22 protein-coding genes are annotated in these 19,947 nt (G+C 61.1%); 13 read left to right on the forward strand and 9 right to left on the reverse strand.

The features are described from left to right. Positions 1 to 96: 96 nt before the first annotated feature. From J7U39_RS12360 to rarD, 6 genes are all read left to right on the forward strand, one after another. The gene (locus J7U39_RS12360) at positions 97 to 576 is read left to right on the forward strand and encodes a GFA family protein (RefSeq protein WP_210628452.1); all 480 of its coding nucleotides are present in this window, start codon (positions 97 to 99) and stop codon (positions 574 to 576) included. Then, positions 576 to 1,067, forward strand: coding sequence for a GFA family protein (locus tag J7U39_RS12365; RefSeq protein ID WP_210628453.1), 492 nt, complete (start codon positions 576 to 578; stop codon positions 1,065 to 1,067). The genes J7U39_RS12360 and J7U39_RS12365 overlap by 1 nt, the downstream gene beginning before the upstream one ends. Further along, entirely contained in the window at positions 1,057 to 1,533 is a 477-nt protein-coding gene (locus J7U39_RS12370) for a GFA family protein (RefSeq protein WP_210628454.1), read from the forward strand. The genes J7U39_RS12365 and J7U39_RS12370 overlap by 11 nt, the downstream gene beginning before the upstream one ends. Beyond that, positions 1,530 to 2,492, forward strand: coding sequence for a prolyl aminopeptidase (pip, locus tag J7U39_RS12375; protein ID WP_210628455.1), 963 nt, complete (start codon positions 1,530 to 1,532; stop codon positions 2,490 to 2,492). Before J7U39_RS12370 ends, pip begins: the two co-directional genes overlap by 4 nt. 177 nt (positions 2,493 to 2,669) lie before the next feature. Continuing rightward, on the forward strand, positions 2,670 to 4,283 hold the full coding sequence (gene cimA / locus J7U39_RS12380) for a citramalate synthase (protein ID WP_210628456.1): 1,614 nt from the start codon (positions 2,670 to 2,672) through the stop codon (positions 4,281 to 4,283). A gap of 149 nt (positions 4,284 to 4,432) precedes the next feature. Next, positions 4,433 to 5,350: an EamA family transporter RarD gene (gene rarD, locus J7U39_RS12385; protein WP_210628457.1), complete on the forward strand. Its 918-nt coding sequence runs from the start codon at positions 4,433 to 4,435 to the stop codon at positions 5,348 to 5,350. 33 nt (positions 5,351 to 5,383) lie between these two features. On the opposite strand, the gene J7U39_RS12390 is transcribed toward rarD, so the two are convergent. The 3 genes from J7U39_RS12390 to J7U39_RS12400 all read right to left on the reverse strand — a co-directional run bounded on the left by J7U39_RS12390 (position 5,384) and on the right by J7U39_RS12400 (position 8,300). Further along, positions 5,384 to 6,316: a hypothetical protein gene (locus J7U39_RS12390; protein WP_210628458.1), complete on the reverse strand. Its 933-nt coding sequence runs from the start codon at positions 6,314 to 6,316 to the stop codon at positions 5,384 to 5,386. 90 nt (positions 6,317 to 6,406) lie between these two features. Continuing rightward, positions 6,407 to 7,414: an alpha/beta fold hydrolase gene (locus J7U39_RS12395; RefSeq protein WP_210628459.1), complete on the reverse strand. Its 1,008-nt coding sequence runs from the start codon at positions 7,412 to 7,414 to the stop codon at positions 6,407 to 6,409. Continuing rightward, positions 7,407 to 8,300 (reverse strand): MBL fold metallo-hydrolase, encoded by an 894-nt coding sequence (locus tag J7U39_RS12400; RefSeq protein ID WP_210628460.1) that lies wholly within the window; start codon positions 8,298 to 8,300, stop codon positions 7,407 to 7,409. The genes J7U39_RS12395 and J7U39_RS12400 overlap by 8 nt, the downstream gene beginning before the upstream one ends. Before the next feature lie 89 nt (positions 8,301 to 8,389). On the opposite strand from J7U39_RS12400, the gene J7U39_RS12405 reads away from it, so the two are divergent. Further along, positions 8,390 to 9,325, forward strand: coding sequence for a LysR family transcriptional regulator (locus tag J7U39_RS12405; protein WP_210628461.1), 936 nt, complete (start codon positions 8,390 to 8,392; stop codon positions 9,323 to 9,325). A gap of 40 nt (positions 9,326 to 9,365) precedes the next feature. Here the strand turns inward: J7U39_RS12405 and J7U39_RS12410 are convergent, their stop codons facing one another. Continuing rightward, positions 9,366 to 9,989: a TIGR00730 family Rossman fold protein gene (locus J7U39_RS12410; RefSeq protein ID WP_210628462.1), complete on the reverse strand. Its 624-nt coding sequence runs from the start codon at positions 9,987 to 9,989 to the stop codon at positions 9,366 to 9,368. A 154-nt stretch (positions 9,990 to 10,143) separates the two neighbouring features. Here J7U39_RS12410 and J7U39_RS12415 point away from each other — a divergent pair, with 154 nt between their 5' ends. Together J7U39_RS12415 and J7U39_RS12420 are read left to right on the forward strand one after the other, a co-directional pair. Continuing rightward, complete coding sequence (locus tag J7U39_RS12415) at positions 10,144 to 12,210, forward strand: LysM peptidoglycan-binding domain-containing protein (protein WP_210628463.1); 2,067 nt, start codon at positions 10,144 to 10,146, stop codon at positions 12,208 to 12,210. Between the two features lie 210 nt (positions 12,211 to 12,420). After that, complete coding sequence (locus J7U39_RS12420) at positions 12,421 to 14,301, forward strand: ABC transporter ATP-binding protein/permease (RefSeq protein ID WP_210628464.1); 1,881 nt, start codon at positions 12,421 to 12,423, stop codon at positions 14,299 to 14,301. 87 nt (positions 14,302 to 14,388) lie between these two features. Here J7U39_RS12420 and J7U39_RS12425 read toward each other — a convergent pair whose 3' ends face one another. The 3 genes from J7U39_RS12425 to J7U39_RS12435 are packed head-to-tail and all read right to left on the reverse strand — an operon-like array spanning position 14,389 to position 15,716. Beyond that, a complete protein-coding gene (locus J7U39_RS12425; protein ID WP_210628465.1) occupies positions 14,389 to 15,000 on the reverse strand; it encodes an ATP-dependent Clp protease proteolytic subunit in 612 nt (203 codons plus the stop codon). Positions 15,001 to 15,045: 45 nt separating this feature from the next. After that, positions 15,046 to 15,405 carry an SRPBCC domain-containing protein gene (locus J7U39_RS12430; protein ID WP_210628466.1) on the reverse strand — a complete coding sequence of 120 codons (360 nt, stop codon included), beginning with the start codon at positions 15,403 to 15,405 and terminating at the stop codon, positions 15,046 to 15,048. Further along, positions 15,402 to 15,716: a metalloregulator ArsR/SmtB family transcription factor gene (locus J7U39_RS12435; protein ID WP_210628467.1), complete on the reverse strand. Its 315-nt coding sequence runs from the start codon at positions 15,714 to 15,716 to the stop codon at positions 15,402 to 15,404. The genes J7U39_RS12430 and J7U39_RS12435 overlap by 4 nt, the downstream gene beginning before the upstream one ends. Before the next feature lie 182 nt (positions 15,717 to 15,898). On the opposite strand from J7U39_RS12435, the gene J7U39_RS12440 reads away from it, so the two are divergent. The 3 genes from J7U39_RS12440 (at position 15,899) to J7U39_RS12450 (ending at position 18,035) form a co-directional block, all read left to right on the forward strand. Further along, complete coding sequence (locus tag J7U39_RS12440; protein WP_259665395.1) at positions 15,899 to 16,702, forward strand: phosphatidylserine decarboxylase; 804 nt, start codon at positions 15,899 to 15,901, stop codon at positions 16,700 to 16,702. 56 nt (positions 16,703 to 16,758) lie between these two features. Next, positions 16,759 to 17,604 carry a CDP-diacylglycerol--serine O-phosphatidyltransferase gene (gene pssA / locus J7U39_RS12445; protein ID WP_064801555.1) on the forward strand — a complete coding sequence of 282 codons (846 nt, stop codon included), beginning with the start codon at positions 16,759 to 16,761 and terminating at the stop codon, positions 17,602 to 17,604. A 284-nt stretch (positions 17,605 to 17,888) separates the two neighbouring features. Then, positions 17,889 to 18,035 carry a hypothetical protein gene (locus J7U39_RS12450; RefSeq protein ID WP_164517774.1) on the forward strand — a complete coding sequence of 49 codons (147 nt, stop codon included), beginning with the start codon at positions 17,889 to 17,891 and terminating at the stop codon, positions 18,033 to 18,035. A gap of 159 nt (positions 18,036 to 18,194) precedes the next feature. On the opposite strand, the gene J7U39_RS12455 is transcribed toward J7U39_RS12450, so the two are convergent. Further along, the gene (locus tag J7U39_RS12455; protein WP_210628469.1) at positions 18,195 to 18,959 is read right to left on the reverse strand and encodes an SOS response-associated peptidase; all 765 of its coding nucleotides are present in this window, start codon (positions 18,957 to 18,959) and stop codon (positions 18,195 to 18,197) included. Positions 18,960 to 19,024: 65 nt separating this feature from the next. After that, on the reverse strand, positions 19,025 to 19,345 hold the full coding sequence (locus tag J7U39_RS12460) for a YnfA family protein (protein ID WP_210628470.1): 321 nt from the start codon (positions 19,343 to 19,345) through the stop codon (positions 19,025 to 19,027). Positions 19,346 to 19,527: 182 nt separating this feature from the next. Between J7U39_RS12460 and J7U39_RS12465 the strand changes: the two genes are divergently transcribed. Continuing rightward, positions 19,528 to 19,944 (forward strand): NUDIX domain-containing protein, encoded by a 417-nt coding sequence (locus J7U39_RS12465; RefSeq protein WP_210628471.1) that lies wholly within the window; start codon positions 19,528 to 19,530, stop codon positions 19,942 to 19,944. The last annotated feature ends 3 nt before the right edge of the window (positions 19,945 to 19,947 follow it).

Below are 19,947 nucleotides of genomic sequence, written 5' to 3' on the forward strand. Positions count from 1 at the left end.
CTGCGATGCCACGCTGCTTCGAAGCAACCTCCCGGCAATCGCAAATATGGGAGGGGTCTTCTCTTTTTTATCGGCATCCTGGCGGAGGGACCTGCCATGACCAAGACCTATACCGGCGGCTGCCAGTGCGGGGCGATCCGTTTCGGCGTCAGCGGCGAACTCAAGGATTCGTCGATTTGTCATTGCCGCATGTGCCAGAAGGCGTTCGGAGCCTATTATGCACCGCTGGTCTCGGTGCGCGGCGCAGACTTTGAGTGGACGCGGGGGGAGCGCAAAAGGTACCGCTCATCGAATTTCGTCGAGCGCGGTTTCTGCGGCGATTGCGGCACGCCGCTGACCTATGAGGCGCCGGACGGAATGGCGATTGCGGCGGGCGCGTTCGACGATCCGTCGCAGCTGCCGCCGACCATTCAATGGGGTCTGGAAGGCAAGATCGGCTTCGTCGATCATCTGCACGAACTGCCGGGAGAACGGACCGAGGCGGATCTGACGGCGGGCTCCTTCCTGCACGAACTGATTTCCTATCAGCACCCCGACCACGATACGCCGGTCTGGCCGCCGGAGGAGCGTGCCTGATGGAAACGGCGAGACAGACCGGCGGATGCCAGTGCGGCGCGGTTCGCTATCGCGCGCTGGGCGAACTGGGTTATCCCCATATCTGCCATTGCCGCATGTGCCAGAAGGCAGCCGGCAATTATTTCCTGCCGCTCGCTGCGGCCAAGCGCGAGCGTTTCCAGCTGACGCGCGGCGAACCGAAGTGGTTCCGCTCCTCCGATCTCGTCCGGCGCGGCTTTTGCGGCGATTGCGGCACGCCGCTGTTTTACGATATTCCGGAAGCGGACTTCATCAACATCGCGCTCGGCTCGCTTGATGAGCCCGATAAGGTCAAGCCCGTGATGCAATCGAACACCGGGCGCAAGGTGTCGTGGTTCCACACACTCGACGGCCTGCCGGTGGAACCAGAGCCTGAAACGCCCGACCGCGAGGAGGCGATCGCGGCAAGTAACCATCAGCACCCGGATCAGGACACTTCCCATTGGCCACTCGGAGAAACACATGACGGATAAGATCAGAACAGGCGGATGCCAGTGCGGCGCCGTGCGCTTCCGCATATCGGGCCAGTTGGGGCGGCCGTCGATCTGCCATTGCCGCATGTGCCAGAAGCAGTTCGGCGGCTTCTTCTCCGCGCTGGTCACAGCACCGGAGGAAGGGATGGAATGGACGCGCGGCGAGCCGAGCTATTTTCAATCCTCGGTCAATATCGATCGCGGCTTCTGCAGCAATTGCGGCACGCCGATGACCTACCGGCATCCAGGTGGGCTGGAGCTTGCGATCGGCACCTTCGACGACCGCAGCGATCTCGCGCCGCAGATCCAGGTCAATTACGAGGCCCGCCTGCCCTGGGTCGAGGAAATCTTCGACGCTCCTGTTTATAAGGACCCGGATTTCTACGCGCGGCAGGAGGCGATCATCTCCTTTCAGCATCCCGACCACGACACCCGGGCGTGGCCCGCGAAAGGCGTGAAAATATGACCGAGGTATTGCGCACGCTCTATCCCGAAATCGAAGCCTATGCCTCCGGCCATCTCGATGTCGGCGACGGCCATGTGATCTACTGGGAACGCTCGGGAACGCCCGGCGCCAAACCAGCCGTCTTCCTGCATGGCGGCCCGGGCGGCGGCATCTCGCCCGCCCACCGCCGGCTTTTCGATCCGGCTCGCTACGACGTCATGCTGTTCGACCAGCGCGGCTGCGGCAAGTCGACGCCGCATGCGGAACTGAATGCCAACACGACCTGGCACCTCGTCGCTGATATCGAGCGGCTGCGCGAAATGGCCGGTGTCGACCGATGGCAGGTGTTTGGCGGCTCCTGGGGCTCGACGCTGGCGCTCGCCTATGCCGAAACGCATCCCGCGCGCGTGTCCGAGCTCATCCTGCGCGGCATCTACACCCTGACGAAGGCCGAGCTCGATTGGTACTACCAGTTCGGCGTCTCGGAAATGTTCCCGGATAAGTGGGAACGCTTCATCGCTCCCATTCCCCCGGAAGAGCGGCATGAAATGATGCATGCCTATCATCGCCGTCTGACGCACGAGGACCGGAACGTGCGCCTTGAGGCCGCGCAAGCCTGGAGCATCTGGGAAGGCGAAACGATCACGCTGCTGCCGGAGCCGGCGACCAGCGGCAAATTCGAGGAGCCGGAATTCGCCTATGCCTTCGCGCGCATCGAGAACCACTTCTTCGTCAATGCCGGCTGGATGGACGAAGGGCAGCTGATCCGGGATGCCGGCCGCCTTACGGACATTCCGGGCGTGATCGTGCATGGTCGCTACGATATGCCCTGCCCTGCCAAATATGCCTGGCTGCTACACAAGGCCTGGCCGAAGTCGGAGTTCTACCTGATAGAGGGTGCGGGCCATGCCTATTCTGAGCCGGGGATTCTCGATCAGTTGATCCGGGCGACGGATAAGTTTGCCGGGAAGCCGGACTGATGATTTGGGGCAGCCCCTCACCTTAACCCTCTCCCCGCTCGCGGGGAGAGGGGACGTGCCCAGCGAGACGCTCCGGCATAAATCTTCTCCCCCGTCAGAACGGGGAGAAGGGGGCGGCAGCCGGATGAGGGGCAGCATCCGCAGTACAACAGCACCCGCTCGCCGGGAGGAAACGACATGAAAGAACGCATCTACCTGTTCGACACGACGCTTCGGGACGGGCAGCAGACGCCCGGCATCGACTTTTCCGTCGAGGACAAGATTGCGATCGCCGACATGCTGGATGAGTTCGGCCTCGATTACGTCGAAGGTGGATATCCCGGCGCCAATCCGACGGACACCGCCTTCTTCAGCGAGAAGCGCACGAGCCAGGCCACCTTCGTCGCCTTCGGCATGACGAAGCGGGCAGGCGTTTCGGTCTCCAACGATCCAGGCATCGCCGGGCTGCTGCAGGCCAAAAGCGACGCTGTCTGTTTCGTCGCCAAGAGCTGGGACTATCATGTCGCGGTGGCGCTCGGCTGCACCAACGAGGAAAACCTCGAATGCATCGCCGAAAGCGTCAAGGCGGCGGTCGGCGCCGGCAAGGAGGCGATCGTCGACTGCGAACATTTCTTCGATGGCTTCAAGGCCAATCCGGCCTATGCGATCGCTTGCGCGAAGACGGCCTATGAAAACGGTGCACGCTGGATCGTGCTCTGCGACACCAATGGCGGAGCGCAGCCGCCGGAGGTCCGCGCCATCGTCGAAGCGGTGATCGCGTCAGGTGTTCCCGGCCGCTGTCTCGGCATTCACGCTCACAATGACACCGGCCAGGCGGTCGCCAATTCGCTTGCTGCCGTGGAAGCCGGCGTCCGGCAGATCCAGGGCACCTTGAACGGTATCGGCGAGCGCTGCGGCAACGCCAATCTGGTGACGCTGATCCCGACCCTGGCGCTGAAGAGTGCCTACAACAGCCGTTTCGAAACGGCGATCGACGAGGAACGGCTGCTCAACCTCACCCGGCTCTCGCACGCCTTCGATGAGTTGCTCAACCGCTCGCCGGATCACCAGATGCCTTATGTCGGCGCCTCCGCCTTCGCCACCAAGGCCGGCATCCATGCTTCCGCTCTGCTGAAAGATCCGCGCACTTACGAACACGTGCCGCCGGAAAGCGTCGGCAATTTCCGCAAGGTCATGGTGTCGGACCAGGGCGGCAAGGCGAACTTCATCAATGCCCTCAAGCGGCGCGGCATTATCGTCGCCAAGGACGATCCGAAGCTCGATCTCCTGATCTCGATCGTCAAGGAACGTGAATCCATCGGCTATGCCTATGAGGGAGCGGATGCGAGCTTCGAGCTGCTGGCGCGCCGCACGCTCGGTACGATCCCGGAATTCTTCACCATCGAAGGCTTCCGGGTGATGATCGAGCGCCGCTTCGACAGTCTTGGCCGCGTGAAGATCGTTTCGGAGGCGGTGGTCAAGATCACCATCGACGGCCAGACGCTGATGTCGGTTGCCGATGCAGAAGGCCCGGTCAATGCGCTTGACCTCGCACTGCGCAAGGATTTCGGCAAGTATCAGCACGAAATCGACGATCTGGTGCTCGCCGATTTCAAAGTGCGCATCCTGAATGGCGGCACGGAGGCGATCACCCGCGTGCTGATCGAATCCACCGACAGCGACGGCGTGCGCTGGTGGACGGTCGGCGTCTCGGAGAACATCATCGACGCGTCGTTCCAGGCGCTGATGGACTCTGTTATCTACAAGCTGATGAAGAACCGGCAGTTGGCCGGCAGGATCGCGGCGGAATAATCCCATCCCGCCGGTTCGGCTAACCGCGGGCAAACGCCGCCAGTGTCTCGCCCCAGATCCATCGAGGGTCGGTTCAACGAAATGAATTGGCCTATTCACGGCGCTTAAGCTAGGCCGGATCAGAAGAAGAACAAAGATGGAAACACCCGATGTCGACCGATGCATCCGTTCCGTTAATCAAGAACGAAGACAGTCCGCGCGGTTTCGCCTTTGCGCTGACAGCCTATCTGCTCTGGGGCTTCCTGCCCTTCTACATGAAGGCGGTGGCGCATATTCCGCCGGCCGAAGTCATCGCCCACCGCATCGTCTGGTCGCTGCCGCTGGCCGGGATCGTGTTGGTTCTGCTCGGGCGAACAGCCGATATCCGCGCGGCACTGCGCTCGCCGCGCATGCTGGCGATGGGCGCGCTGACCGCGTCGTTGATCACCGTCAACTGGGGCACCTATGTCTGGGCGATCGGCGCCGGCCATTCGCTTGATGCAGCGCTTGGCTATTTCATCAATCCGCTGTTCAGCATTTTCCTCGGTGCGGTGCTGCTCAAGGAGAAGCTGCAGCCGCTGCAGATCGCAGCGATCGCGCTGGCGGCGCTTGCCGTCGCCATTCTCGCATTGGACAGCGGCGGCATTCCATGGGTAGCGGTGACGCTGGCGGTCAGCTGGGGTTTTTATGCCCTGCTCCGCAAGACGCTGCCGCTAGGGCCCAACCAGGGCTTCTTCCTCGAGGTTCTGATTCTCGGCGGGCCGGCGCTCGTCTACATCCTCTATCTCGAATATGGCAGCGGTCTTGGCCATTTTTACCGTACCGGCCTTGCCGACACGTCGTTGCTGCTCGGCTGCGGTGTCGTCACCGCCGTGCCGCTGATGATCTATGCCAACGGCGCCAAACTGCTGAAGCTCTCAACGATCGGCATCATGCAGTATATCGCGCCGACGATGATCTTCCTGATCGCCGTCTTCGCCTTTCACGAGCCGCTCGGCATGGCGCGCATGATCGCTTTCCCGCTGATCTGGGCGGGACTGTTCCTCTATAGCTGGTCGATGCTGAAGGGAAGCCGAGGAAGGGAGTAGCCATCGCGCTTATCGCAAATCCGACCGCCTGGCTCAAAGCCAGGATAGCAGCGCTGTGCGGACGAGGATTCCGGCCAATGCGCTGAAGACGGCGACGCCTGCGACCGAGCGGAGCGCCGGCACCGAAGCGACTAGGATGGAGAGGCCGGGAAGGTCGAGAGGGTTTAGCAGAAATGCGGATCCGTGAATGATTTTCTCAGGCGGAAGGCTCAGTTGCTTGTGGGCGTCGATTAACAGCGTGACCGCTGCGCTCGATCCTGCCAGACACTTTGTGAGGATGAACAGGACATCCTGCTGCGAGGCGCCGAGCAGCTGAAGCAATGGCTGCGCAGCAGACGTGACGGCCGAAAGCGCGCCTGTGCTCTGGGTAAGCCTTACCAGAGCAAGTGAGATCACGAGCATCGGCAGGATCGCAGAAATGACGCCAATGGCATCCGCGCCGCCGCGATTGATCGCAGCCAGCAGATCATGCCTTGCGACGTCGCGGTCATCCGCCCTGTCGCAGGAACAGATCTTTCCGGGCAAGGAACGGCGTCCAACGATCCAACAGGCGAGAGTGGACGCAACGAGCGCTCCGCAAATGCCGTTTAAGATGATCAAACCCGGATCGACCCCGAGGCTTGCGAGCGGAAAACTGGCATTCGCCGGTGCGGCCGCAAGCACCGCGGCAAAGGCGGCGGCAATAAATTTCTCCGATCTTCCTTTGTGCACCATCAACGACAGGGCGGCGACAGGGGCAGCCGAACTGACGAGGCTGAGCTGGATGATTGCCAAGGCCCCGAAACCGTCCAGACCGAAAAGTCGGAAGAGCGGGCTGGCCTTGTCGGCGATCGATCGCAGTGCACTCACGCCCTCGAGGTAGCGCATCAGCGAAAACGTCACGATCATGAGCGGCAGAAAGGTGAATATCGCGATGTCGACGGCACTTCGTCCGGCATCCAAAATGGCGGTGATCAGAATTGTCATGGGAACGACTGGATTGATGGCCGTGAACGCTGCCGGCTTGAGGGAGGACGAGGGCTCCGGATTCGCTACCGGAGCCCCGTCGTTCAGACTCTATTCCGGTTTGAATGCTTCATCGAAGAAGCGGGCGATCTCGGAATAGGCCTGCATGCGGTGGCTCTCCATGAGAGCGAGATGCGTTGCCTCCCCGATTTCTACCCATCGCCTGTAGAAGGCGCCGGTCAGTTGCTCGAAATAGGCCCGAGCCAGGTCAAGCGGAACGTCGATGTCCCATTCGCCGTGCAACAGCAGCACCGGCGCGCGAATCTCGCTCGGCCGATAGTAGGGGTTTCCAGCTCTCCAATAGGTTCGGATGTCCTGGATCGGCCCATTGGTGGCTCGCAGTCTGCCTTGCTCCCTGTCGGCCTGCGACGTCTCCTCCGAGAGGGTCAATTCGGCCCAGAGGTCGAACCAGCCCTCGGGCACAAGACGTTCACGCGCGTATTCGGGTGCGGTGCCCAGCCAGCGCGCCAGGACCGCATGGACCGGAACAAGCCTGTAGGAGCCGAGGGCGCCACCCTGATCGATGGGGATGGGAACGTCACTCAGCCATTGCGGCGCGAGCAGCGCCAGCTTGACGACCTTGTCTGGGTTGCGCGCAGCGTATGCGCCGGCAACGGTACCGCCCCACGACATTGCGAAGACACTGACGGCCCTCAGGCCGCGAAGCCGGAGAACGAAATCGACAGCCGTTGCGAAATCGGCGACGCCGGTGTCGGTGGCGACAAGCGGCGGGTTGAGGTCGGGGTTCGCCTGCATTTCCGGCGGGCGGGTTGATTTTCCATAGCCCCGGACATCAACTGCAAAGACATCGAAGCCGCGAAGAGCGAGGAAGTCGATGAAGGACATCCCGTTGAAGGGTACGTCGTAGAGACTTCCGGACGAGAAGGTCGCCCCATGCACCATCACGATTGTTTTCTCCGCGAGAAAGTCCTCGTGGTCTTTCCTTCGCTTGTTGCGGAGATAGAGCTTGATGCCTTCGGTTCCGCTATCGATGTAATGCTCCTCAAATACGATCTCGCCGCGGTCAAAAGCTGAAGATGCAAGATTGTTCTTAGACATAGGACCACCTGAATTTTTCGCCGTCGTGGGTGACATATCCGGCAGACGAACCGGGGAAATGGGTGGAGAAGTACAGGGCGCGATTATCGGCTGCGAGTTCGAGGATGCGGCGTCTCGACTGGGCAGCCTGATCCAGGAATTCGCAGAAGACCGTGTTGAGGTCGGGCCGCTCCACCTGGATCGGATGGTGTGTGACATCGCCCGCGAAGATTGCCGCTTCATTGTCCGCCTCGAGCAGAACGGACATATGGCCGATGCTGTGGCCAGGCGTCGGCAAGAAGGAAAATCGATCCAGGAAAGGACCGCCTGCGCCGTCGATGACATCGGCAAGCCCCGCCTCGATCACCGGCCGCACGCTGTCTTCATAGACGCCGGCACTCGGAATGTTGACGTCGTTGTGGCTCGCCGTCGACGCGTAATATTCCTGCTCGGCGCGCGGGAAGACGTAACGCGCATTTTTGAAAGTGGGGATCCATCTTCCGTCCTCGAGCACGGTATTCCAACCGGAATGATCAACGTGAAGATGGGTATTTATGACGAAGTCGACGTCTTCGGGCTCTACACCCGCCTGACGCAGCCTGTCGAGAAACGGAATGGTCTGATGGTGAAAGCCGGGATTGCGCGGCCTTTCCTTGTCGTTACCCGAACCAGTATCGATGAGGATGACGTGGTCGGGCGTAATGACAAGCCAGCTGTGAATGCTCACCACAAGGGCATCGCGGCCCTCTTCCATATCGACGGCGGAAAGCCGCGGCTCGAGGGCCTTGATCTCTTCAGATCCGGCAGCCGGGTAGAGAAACGAGGGCGGGATGTTGTGCAGATACTGCTCCTGCACTTTTCTCACTGTCGCGCCGGCAATACGATATTCCTTTCCAAGATCGCTCATGGAACTTCCTTTCGAGTTGAATTGGAACCGGGGACAGCGCTGTCTGATGCCTATGGACAATAGGGAAGATTCATGCAACGATCAAATCGATGAACGAAATTGTCTCCATCGATCATTTCAATTTGTGGTCTTTCGACCTCAACCTGCTCGTGGCTTTCGACGCGCTCATGAAGGAGCGGAGCGTTACGAAAGCTGCTGTTCGCCTGAAAATCCAGCAGCCTGCCATGAGCCACAATCTCGGCACGCTCCGTACATTGCTTCAGGACGAGCTGTTCGTGCGTGTCGGCCAGGTCATGCAGCCGACCCATCGGGCGCTGCGTTTCGCCGAAGCGGTGGAGCAGATACTCAGCCACACCCAGCAGGCGATCGTAACGCCTGCGACCTTTGAGCCAGGACAAGCCGAGCAGATATTCCGCATCGGCTTTTCCAGTGAGCTTGAGGTGCTGCTTGTGCCGCGTCTCGCCGCTGTGTTGAACGAGATAGCCCCCGGTATCAAAGTGCTTGCGCGAGCGGTCGACCCCGAGCTTGTCCACAAGCTTCTGGACGACAACATCATCGACCTCGGCGTCGGCTGCTATGATGACGGCAACAACAGACATCGGCGGAGCCTGCTGTTCGAGCAATCGCTAATGTGTTGCTACAATCCGAAGCTTCTCGATCTTCCCGAAATTTTGGATCGCGACAGCTATGTCGGGCTCAAGCATGCCCTGGTTTCACAGAAGGACGCCATCGAAGGATGCATCGATGATGCCTTGAAGCGGATCAACGTGCGACTCGACGTGTCGGTGGCTGCGCCGGAATTCCTGACCGTGCTTACCGCTGTCCTCGAAGCGCCCCTGATCGCGACCCTGCCGACCAGAATCGTGAAGCGGTATGCCGGCCTGTTCGGCTTGGCGATAGCCGAAGTTCCCCTCGATCTAGCGGTAAGCCCGATATCGATGGTCTGGTCGGCGGCAAGCGACAATGATCCCGCCAACCGATGGATGCGATCTCAGGTGACGGAGCTTGTTTCCGCCTATAGCTGAATAGAGATAGGCTGGTCAGTGCCAGGGGTTCCTACCCTGCCTACATTTTGGAGATCACTTCGTCCTCGCCCTCGCGATCGGCGGCGAGCTGGGCGGCCTGGGCCATGATTGCCGGAATGATGCCGGCGACGTCGTCGACGACGAGCGGCTGCACCCGATGAGCGGTGTGCAGGAAGCCTTCTTCCGTCATATGGCGCATCAGTTCCATCATCGGATCCCAGAAACCGTTGATATTGGCAAAGACCATCGGCTTTTCATGACGGCCAAGCTGCGCCCAGGTCATGATCTCGACGATCTCCTCCAGCGTGCCGATGCCGCCGGGCAAGGCGACGAAGGCATCGGAACGCTCGAACATCGTATGTTTGCGCGCGTGCATGTCAGGGGTTACAATAAGTTCGTTGAGCTGACCGAGCGAATGGCGAGTCGCTTCCATATCGATCAGAAATTCCGGGATGATACCCGTCACCTGACCGCCGCCTGAAAGCACCCCGCTCGCAACCGCGCCCATGATGCCTTTGGTACCTCCGCCGTAGATGAGGCGCAGGCCGTATTCGGCGATCTCTCTTCCGAGAGCACGCCCGGCCGCCATGTGGGAAGGATCGCGTCCCGGCCTTGAGCCGCAGTAAACGCAGATGGATCGAATCGGTACAGATTGTTCGGTCATAGGGCAAAACAACTATTCCATTTCAATGCAGTCAAGAAAATTGACTGAAAAGAAGCATGCCGAGCTTGCCAAATTGCGTTGAATGCTTGTGAAAAGCATCGGAAATCGCTAGCAATTTCGGTTACTACGGCAAATTGCCGCCTTGGGAGACATAATGATGAAGAACCGTGCCGGCTTGCTGGCCCTTGCAGTGCTCGTAATCGCAATCCTACTCATGGTATTCTTCGTCATGCCGCGCATCGGCGGCGATGCATCCAAAATCGGCGACGCCATCAACCAGGCGGGCACGGAGCTCAAGAACACGGTTAACGAAGCGGCAAAGACATCACGCTCTGCCGTGGCCGACTCGGCTGCGGTCGGCGATCAGGTTAGACGCCTTTCGGCCGATGCCGGCATGGCGCTCGGCGAGTTGAAGGCGCTGTTCGCCGACGGCAAAGGCCCAGCCACCGATGTCTTCACAGCCGCCAAAACCAAGGCCATGAATACGCTCACCGCACTTGTCGGCTTCACCGTTCCCGAGGGCATCGATCCCGCAACACAGGCCATTGCCGCCAAGGCCAAGGAAGGCGGTGCCAAGGCGCTCGCCATCGTGCAGTCGCTGCCGGAAAACATCGCCGATGCGCCTGCCGCGATTGCCAAGGCCGAAGCTGCGCTGATCGGCGCGCCGGAGCCAGCCTCTGCCGCGACCGCGGCGGCCGCAAATTCCGGCTCGAAGGTTCCCGCCTTCGACGTCCTGCGCGTCGAGCCTGATGGATCGACCGTCATCGCCGGCTCCGCCGAGCCGAACGGTAAGCTCGAAGTACTCGACGGCGAAAAGGTGGTGACGACGGCCGATGTCGGCCCGAGCGGCGATTTCGCCGCCGTCCTCGACGACCCGCTTCCGGCCGGGGACCACCAGCTCGTGCTCAAGGTGACGGGCAAGGATGGCAAGACCGCTCTTTCCGAAGAAGTCGCCACCGTTTCCGTGCCGAAGGACGGCAATGCCGCCAACCTGCTCGCCATGGTCTCCAAGCCCGGCGCGGCGAGCCGCATCATCACGGCGCCGACGGGCGGCACCGAGGTCGCCGACGCCGCCAATCCATTGGCGCCGGCTGCCGACAAGCCGGCAACCAGCGAGGCTGCGACTGCTCCCGCTGCAGCCGACGCGCCTTCCGCAACAGCAGCACCGACCGGTGAGCTGGCGCTGCAGACGCCCGGTCTGCCCGGCGCCTCCGCCGGTGGGACAGACGCGGCGCCGGCTGTTCCCGGTGCTGGCGAAACCGACAAGGCCACTGCGCCCGATGTGATGGTCAACGCCGTGGAGATCGAGGGCAACAAGATCTTCATTGCGGGCATGGCTCGGGCCCACGCCAAGGTCCTCGGTTATGCCGACGACAGCCTTGTCGGCCAGGACACGGCCGGTCCCGACGGCCATTTCGTCATCGACGGCGTCGCGGCCCTTTCGGTCGGCGATCATAAGATTCGCGTCGACGTCGTCGATCCCGCGGGCAAGGTGATCGTGCGGGCCGCGGTGAACTTCAATCGCCCGGCCGGCGATCAGGTGCGGGTTGCTGCTCAAGCCGGCCCCGCCGATGCAAATGGTGCTTCCTCGATGGTGCCGCTCGACGAAGGTGAACTCGGCAAACTCAAGGCCGAAGCCGGCAAGGCGTTCGGGCTTTTGAAGGGGCTGTTTGCCGATGGCAAGCTGCCCGGCGACGAACAGCTGGCGGCGGCGCGCTCGGCAACGGAATTCGCGCTGCGGTCTGTCGCCGACTTCCGCCCGGCAGCCGATGCGTCCGACAGCTTCAAGCAGGCCTCCGGCTCCTCCTCGCAAACCGCCGCCAAGGCGCTGAAAATGCTGCAGGATCTGCCGAAGGATGCAAAATCGGTCGGCGCCGGGCTCGACGGGTTGGGTGTGATCATCGGTGAACTGACCGACACGCCCGCACCGGCCGCGCCCACCGCAAACGATGCTGCGAGCAATCAGCCGAAGACGATCGAACAGGCGCCGCTGACGGCAAACAATGCGGCGGTCATCATCCGCCGCGGCGACACGCTGTGGCAGATTTCTCGCCGCACCTACGGCCTCGGCGTGCGTTATACAACGATCTACATCGCCAACGAGGACAAGATCGTCGACCCTGATCGCATCCGTCCCGGCCAGATTTTCGGCCTGCCGAAGGATGCGCTGCCGAACGCCGAGGAACTGCACCGCAAACGGCTCTCCAAGCAGCACCTCTAAAAGGTAGCGCCTTAAGCGCAACGCGACATGATGAGACCGGGCGGGAGAAACGCCCGGTCTCACTTTTCCCGGCCCCTGTACGTGTTGCATTCCTCGATCCGACGCCCTATCTGCCGGTGGCGGTTCGGGATTCAGGTAAGCGCGCCAGGCGCGCCCCTGCCCTACGCCTTGCCGGACATCGAAGCAAATCATCCGGACTGGAGACACGGCATGGCAAACGGCAAGACAGTTTCGGAATCACACCTGCTGCGGACGCTATTCAACCTCTGGCCCTATATGTGGCCGGCCGGGCGAACCGACCTCAAGATGCGGGTCGTCTGGGCGTCGGTCTATCTGCTGATCTCCAAGTTCGTCCTGCTGCTCGTCCCTTATTTCTTCAAGTGGTCCACCGATGCACTGAACGGCAGGATGGACCTCGCAGGCGGCGCGGTACCGCCGCTCCTTGCCGGCGCCATCGCCCTCGTCATCGCCTATAACGTCACCAGGCTGATCCAGCTCGGCCTCAACCAGCTGCGCGACGCGCTCTTTGCCAGCGTCGGGCAACATGCGGTGCGCCAGCTCGCCTACAAGACCTTCGTGCACATGCACGAGCTGTCGCTGCGTTTCCATCTGGAGCGAAAGACCGGCGGGCTGTCGCGCATCATCGAGCGCGGCACCAAGGGCATCGAGACGATCGTGCGCTTCACGATCCTCAATTCCGTTCCGACCGTCATCGAATTTTTGTTGACGGCGGTGATCTTCTGGTGGGGCTACGGCTTCTCCTATCTTGCCGTCACCGCCTTTACCGTCTGGGCCTATATCTGGTTTACGATCCGCGCATCCGACTGGCGCATCGCCATCCGCCGCTCGATGAACGACAGCGACACTGACGCCAACACCAAGGCGATCGACTCTCTGCTCAATTTCGAAACCGTCAAATATTTCGGCAACGAGGAGATGGAGGCCAAACGCTTCGACAAGTCGATGGAACGCTACGAGAAAGCGGCGACCGACGTCTGGACGTCGCTCGGCTGGCTGAACTTCGGCCAGGGTGTCATTTTCGGTATCGGCACCACCATCATGCTGGTGCTGTCGGCGCTGGCGGTGCAGCGCGGCGAGCAGACGGTTGGCGATTTCGTCTTCGTCAATTCGATGCTGCTGCAGCTTTCCGCGCCGCTCAATTTCATCGGTTTCGTCTACCGCGAAATCCGCCAGGGTCTGACCGACATCGAGCAGATGTTCGATTTGCTCGAGGTGAAGGCGGAGGTCAAGGATGCCCCCGGCGCGGCCGAGCTTCGGATCCACAAGGGCGCGATCTCCTTCAAGGATGTACACTTCGCTTACGATTCGGCGCGTCCGATCCTGAAAGGCATTTCCTTCGAGGTGCCGGCCGGCAAGACGGTCGCGGTGGTGGGGCCGTCGGGCGCCGGAAAATCGACGCTGTCGCGCCTGCTCTACCGTTTCTACGATATCCAGAGCGGCACCATCACCGTCGACGGCCAGGATATCCGCACCGTGACGCAGAAGAGCCTGCGCTCTCATATCGGCATGGTGCCGCAGGATACCGTGCTGTTCAATGACACGGTCGCCTACAATATCCGCTACGGCCGCACGTCGGCGAGCGATGGCGAGGTGTTTGCGGCGGCCGAGGTGGCACAGATCGCCCATTTCATCGAGACGCTGCCCGAAGGCTTCGATACCAAGGTTGGCGAGCGCGGGCTCAAGCTTTCCGGCGGCGAGAAACAGCGTGTGGCGATCGCCCGCACCATCCTCAAGGCGCCGCCGATCCTGATCCTCGACGAAGCGACATCGGCCCTCGATACGACGACGGAACGGGAAATCCAGACGGCCCTCGACGTGGTTTCGAAGAACCGGACGACCTTGGTCATCGCCCACCGGCTTTCGACCGTCATCGGCGCGGACGAGATCATCGTGCTCAAAAGCGGCGAGATCGCCGAACGTGGCACGCATGCCGCCCTTCTCGAAAGGAACGGCCTCTATGCCTCGATGTGGAACCGCCAGCGTGAGGCGACGCAGGCGGAGGAGCATCTGAAGCAGGTGCGCGACAGCGACGAGATGGGCGTGATCACGCGGCTTGCCCCGGCAGGCTGAAGCGGGAGGCGGTAGCGTTACCCAGCCACTAACGTAAATGTGGAATCGCTGGAACGATCTTCAGCAATCGTTTTTTTGCGGCAAGGCTTATAGGCTGCTGGTGTCTTCCCGAACCTTCAGAATACGGTCTATAAGACCCCATTCAAGCGCTTCCTCCGCCGTCATGAAGCGGTCGCGATCCATCCCGCGCTCAAAGTCGTCGTAGGAACGTCCGCAATGCTCCGCGTAGAGCCGCGTCATGCGTTGCTTGGTCTTTAAAATTTCCTCGGCATGAATCAACATGTCGGAAGCCTGTCCTTGAAAGCCGCCGGAGGGCTGATGAATGAGGATACTGGCATTGGGCAATGCGGCTCTTCCGCCGGGTTCGCCTGCCATCAGCAGGAACGATCCCATTGAACGGGCCGTCCCCATGCAAAGTGTATGTACCGGCGCACGGATGAAGCGCATGGTGTCGTACATGGCCAGGCCGCTGGTCACGCCGCCGCCCGGCGAATTGATATAGAGGTTGATGGGCTTTTTCGGGTTTTCCGCTTCCAGAAACAGCAGTTGCGCGCAGACGAGCGCCGAAACGGTATCGTTCACCTCGCCATTGAGGAAGATAATCCGCTCGCGCAGAAGCCGGGAATAGATATCAAAGGATCGCTCCCCCCGGCTGGACTGTTCTATGACCATAGGGACGAGTTGCATCGCTTCGCGCATCGGCGACCTCCAGACTTTCAGAAGCTAAGGGGAAGGCTCGCCGGGTCAGGCGGCGAGCATGAGAGGCGGGCTGTTGCCGTTCGCCGGCGCTCTTGTCCTTCCATCGAATCTTGCGTCCGTCAGTTGGTGGACGATCCGAAGGCAGGTGCCGCCAATGGCATTCGGGGTGATCGTGAATGTCACAATACTTTCAAGGAAAGGCGGGGTATCGTCACGCAGCTTGTAGCGAACTTCCTGGCCCGGGGTGACGGTGATCGCATCGGGATCAGCCAATGCTTCCTTCGGCAACCATCTTTCCCGAAGTTCAGGAACGGTGACGGCACGCCAGACCTTTTGCGGCGGATCGCCCAAGTCAAACTCCAACTCGACGCCGCTATCCTGCTCCTTGGTCTTCCCTTTGTTCATTGATCCATGTCCTTCAGCAAGACTTTGAGTGCTGCGATACGCTCCGGCCAATAGGCGCGGTATTTTGCGAGCCACTGGGCGATGAGAGCCAACCCATCGGGGTTGACTTCGTAATTCACGAAACGCCCCTGTCGTTCTTCCCTCACGAGCTTTGCACTGCGCAGAACCGCGAGGTGTTGCGACATCGCCGGTTGGCTAATCTCCATGCCCTCGCGCAAGGCACTCGCGTTCATGCTACCTGCCACCAGCTTCTCAAAGATCGCACGGCGGGTCGGGTCTGCCAAAGCTCGGAAAAAGTCATTCTCGATCATGAAAACACATAAGCACGTACTTATGCGATTCGCAAGCAATTTCGAGGCAGCTTTCTGTTGCTGCGGAAATCCTAGCCGATGTCCGCATCGGGCCGAAGCCGGTCAAAAGCTACATAGTGGGATCATAAAACCTTAGCGATTCCACATTTACGTTAGTGGATGGGTAGCGTTACCGGCTTTTGTTGTTCAGAACCACGACGGCGGAACCAGGGCCAGGGTCGCAGCATTGCTCAGGAGCTGGTTTTTCGCTAACCAGCAAAAACCGAAAAGCAAGGAGACCGGCAGCCATGAGCCTGTTCAACACGGTTCGCAACACGATCGTGCCCGTGCACAAGGAGGGTTACCCCTTCGTCGCCGCCTTCTTCGTCGCATCGCTGGTGCTGGGCTGGATCTTCAAGCCGCTCTTCTGGATCGGCATGATCTTCACGCTTTGGTGCGCCTATTTCTTCCGTGATCCCGATCGGGTGACCCCGCAGGACGACGATCTCGTGATCTCTCCCGCCGACGGCAAGGTCTCGGCGATCCAGATGGTGACCCCGCCGGCAGAGCTCGACCTCGGCTCCGAGCCGATGCTGCGCATTTCCGTCTTCATGAACGTCTTCAACTGCCATGTGAACCGGGCGCCGATGCGCGGGCGCATCGTCAGCATCAACTACCGCTCCGGCAGCTTCGTCAACGCCGAACTCGACAAGGCGAGCGAGGACAACGAGCGCAACGGGCTGGTGATCGAAACGCGGCACGGCCAGATCGGCGTCGTGCAGATTGCCGGCCTCGTGGCGCGGCGTATTCTTTGCTGGGCAAACACCAACGAGCCGCTGGACGCCGGCGAACGTTTCGGACTGATCCGTTTCGGCTCGCGGCTCGACGTGTTCCTGCCCGCCAGTGCGGCGCCACGCGTCTCGCTCGGTCAGACGGCGATTGCCGGGGAAACCGTCATCGCCGAATTCGCCTCCGCCAAGGGTCCGGTCATCAGCCGCCGCAGCTAAAGCGCGGAACCTCCGCGCCTTTGCCGGAATTGCTCAAGGAACGATTGGAACGCGACATGGAAACACCCTTTCCGCCTTTCGAGCCAAACGGCCCGGATGATTCCGCCCGCGGCCCACGCCTGCGCGAGATTCCGTTCCGCCTCGTCTTTCCGAACCTCATCACCATTCTGGCGATCTGCGCAGGCTTGACCGGCATCCGGCTCGCTTTCGAGAACCGTTACGAACTCGCCGTCGCAATGGTGCTGCTCGCCGCCTTCCTCGACGGCATCGACGGGCGCGTGGCGCGGCTGATGAAGGCGACTTCGAAGTTCGGCGCGCAGATGGATTCGCTTGCCGATATCGTCAATTTCGGCGTTGCGCCTGCTCTCGTCGTCTATGTCTTCGCGCTCGACCAGGCCCGCTCGCTCGGCTGGATCGCCGCGCTGATTTATGCGATCGCCGCCGGCCTTCGCCTTGCTCGCTTCAATGTCATGGCTGAGCGCGAAAACAAGGCGAGCTGGCAATCGGAATATTTCGTCGGAGTTCCCGCGCCGGCCGGCGCCATGCTGGTGCTGCTGCCGGTCTATCTCGGCTTCCTCGGCCTGGCGACGGACCGCACCTTCGCCTATCTCTCTTCGGTCTATACCGTTGCCATCGCCTTCCTGCTCATCAGCCGGCTGCCGGTCTGGTCGGGCAAATCTGAAGGCAACCGCTTGCGGCGCGATCTGGTGCTGCCGATGATGCTCGGTGTTGTGCTCTATGTGGCCCTGCTGATGAGCTACACCTGGGAGGTAATGGTCTTCACCGTTGCCGCCTACCTCGTCTCCCTTCCCTTCGGCGCTCGCAGATGGCGGCGGAAATATGGAACCCTGACGATCGAAGAACCCGGCGTCGGCGACGACGATATCGGCCGGCACATCTGACCTGCGCGCGCTTCCGGATTCTCCCGGGCCACGGAATTGCTTCTCTCCCTGTTGTCGCCTGTTCCCGGACATACGCCCACGCGTCTTCCCGGGGAAAACCGCTCTGCGGTTTTTTTGGAACCGCTACCTTCAGTAAGTATTAACCAACGTAGGCTTCAGTTAAGCCTCGCGAATTATGGTGGGCGTTCACAAATCCTGATAAGCGACGCCGCCGTTTTGTCGCTATTTCCGACGAAAAGCAAAATTACAAAATACCCAGGGAAGCAACACGCAAGGAGAGTATCGTGACTTCGAAGAAGAGCAGTACCGGCGAACAACAGGCGGCCAAGCCAGACCTCGCCGCCAACTATCGCCCGGTCGGCTTGAAGGCCGTTGCCGCCGCATCGCTGATGGCAAAGAACAAGCCGGACAGCGTCAAGAAATCCGCTTGAAGCGCCGAGCTTCGAACAGCAGTCATCCGCGCTTCACGTTCGGTTTCTGGCCCATCCGGCATGGCGTCATCCCAAGACTGCGGCATGGCTCTCGTGACCTGCCTTAAGCATCGCGGGTGAGCCGAACAGCGGCCGTGCCGGAAGCGGCCGGTCCCGCTTTTAGAAAAAGCTGAGCTGGCCGTGATCCGGCCCTTGTTTCGCATGCGCCTCGAGCGGTGTTTCGACGACGATCAACTCCTGCAGGTCCGGCCCCATATTGGCAACCTTGTCGACCTTGTCGGAAACCGGGATGGCCTCGAAAAAATCGGCCTGAGCAGGCTGCATCAGGTCGACCACCTCGCGCGGTTCCTGCGTCTTGCAATCGAGCCAGCGCGAGAAGTCCTCCGGTTTTATGACGACAGGCATGCGATCGTGGATCGCGGAGATGCCCGCATTGGCTGACGTCGTGAGGATCGCACCAGTATCGACCTCCGAACCGTCGGCCGAAGACCATGTCTCCATCAGTCCCGCGAAGGCGATGACCCCGCCCCGGCGCGGCCTGATCCAATAGGCCTGCGGCTTGCGGCCGCTCTCCTTTGACGGGCGCTGCCATTCGTAAAAACCTGAGGCCGGAATAAGCACGCGTCGATGACGCATCGCCGCCCGAAAGGAGGCCTTGCCGATCGCGGTCTCGGCGCGCGCGTTGATCAGCAGCGGGAAATCCTTCGGGTCCTTGACCCAGCCCGGCGTGAAGCCCCAGCGCACGAGTACGGCGCGCCGGTCGGGCAGGTTGCTGGCCCGCTCCCTGCCCTCGCCTGCGATGACGACGAGGATCGGCTGCGTCGGGGCGATGTTGTAGCGCGCCGGAAAATCGTCGAGATCGAGACCGGAGAAGAAGTTGCGCAGGTCGGCGCTGGAACTTGTCAGGGCGAAACGTCCACACATCGGCCCGTCTTTGCATCCGGCCCGAGTCCGGTCAAGGCGTACTGCATGCTTTTGCGTGACGTGTTTCAGGCTCGCGGCGCAAAGAGGATGACGCTCGCTCCGGCGAGGCAGATCAGTCCGCCGCCGATATCATAACGATCGGGCACGCGGCCTTCGATCAGCCACAGCCAGAAGAGCGAGGCGAGAACATAGATGCCGCCATAGGCTGCGAAGGTTCGACCGGCGGCATCGCTCGGCACCAACGTCAGAAGCCAGGCGAAAAACGCGAGCGAGATCATGCCCGGCGCCAGCCACCAGATGGGCTTTTCAAGCTTCAGCCACGCCCAGAAGGCGAAACAGCCGGCGATCTCGAAAACGGCGGCAAAGGCGTAAATGAGATAGGTCACGCAAAGCCCTTTCGAATATTTTGACTTCTTGTTGCACAGATATCGTTATCTCAGGAACCGCTGCGGAGATTTTTGGGGGTTGTCTCGGGCGCTATCCCACACGAAAATCGGGCAGGGCCCGCAGCCGCGACCCGCAATCATCAGCCCGTCAGATCGAACAGGCCGTCACAGCAAGAGCAGCCATGACCTCCACCGCCAAAGCCGCCTCCTCCGCCATTCTCGAACGCGACGGGCGATTCCTTCTGGTGTTGCGACGCAACCCGCCCTCTGCCGACATGTATGCCTTTCCCGGCGGGCGCGCCGAGCCGGGCGAAACGCCGGAGCAGACGGCGCTGCGGGAGTTCCGCGAGGAAACCGGCATCTCGGCGCATAATCCGCGGCTGTTTTCAACTTATGACCTCAAGACGCATGGGCCGGATGGCAGCATTAGGAGTCATTTCTTCCTGTCAGTCTTTTGCGTCGACTCCGACCGGGAAATGGTGGCGGAAGCCGCCGACGATGCGGCGGCGCTTGGCTGGTATACCGTGGAGGAGATCCGGCGGCTGCCTGTGCCGCAAAGCGTGCTCGAATGCGCGGAACGGCTGGCGGGCGGTGAATAGAAG

This window comes from Rhizobium sp. NLR16a (genome assembly GCF_017948245.1).
Lineage (GTDB): Bacteria > Pseudomonadota > Alphaproteobacteria > Rhizobiales > Rhizobiaceae > Rhizobium.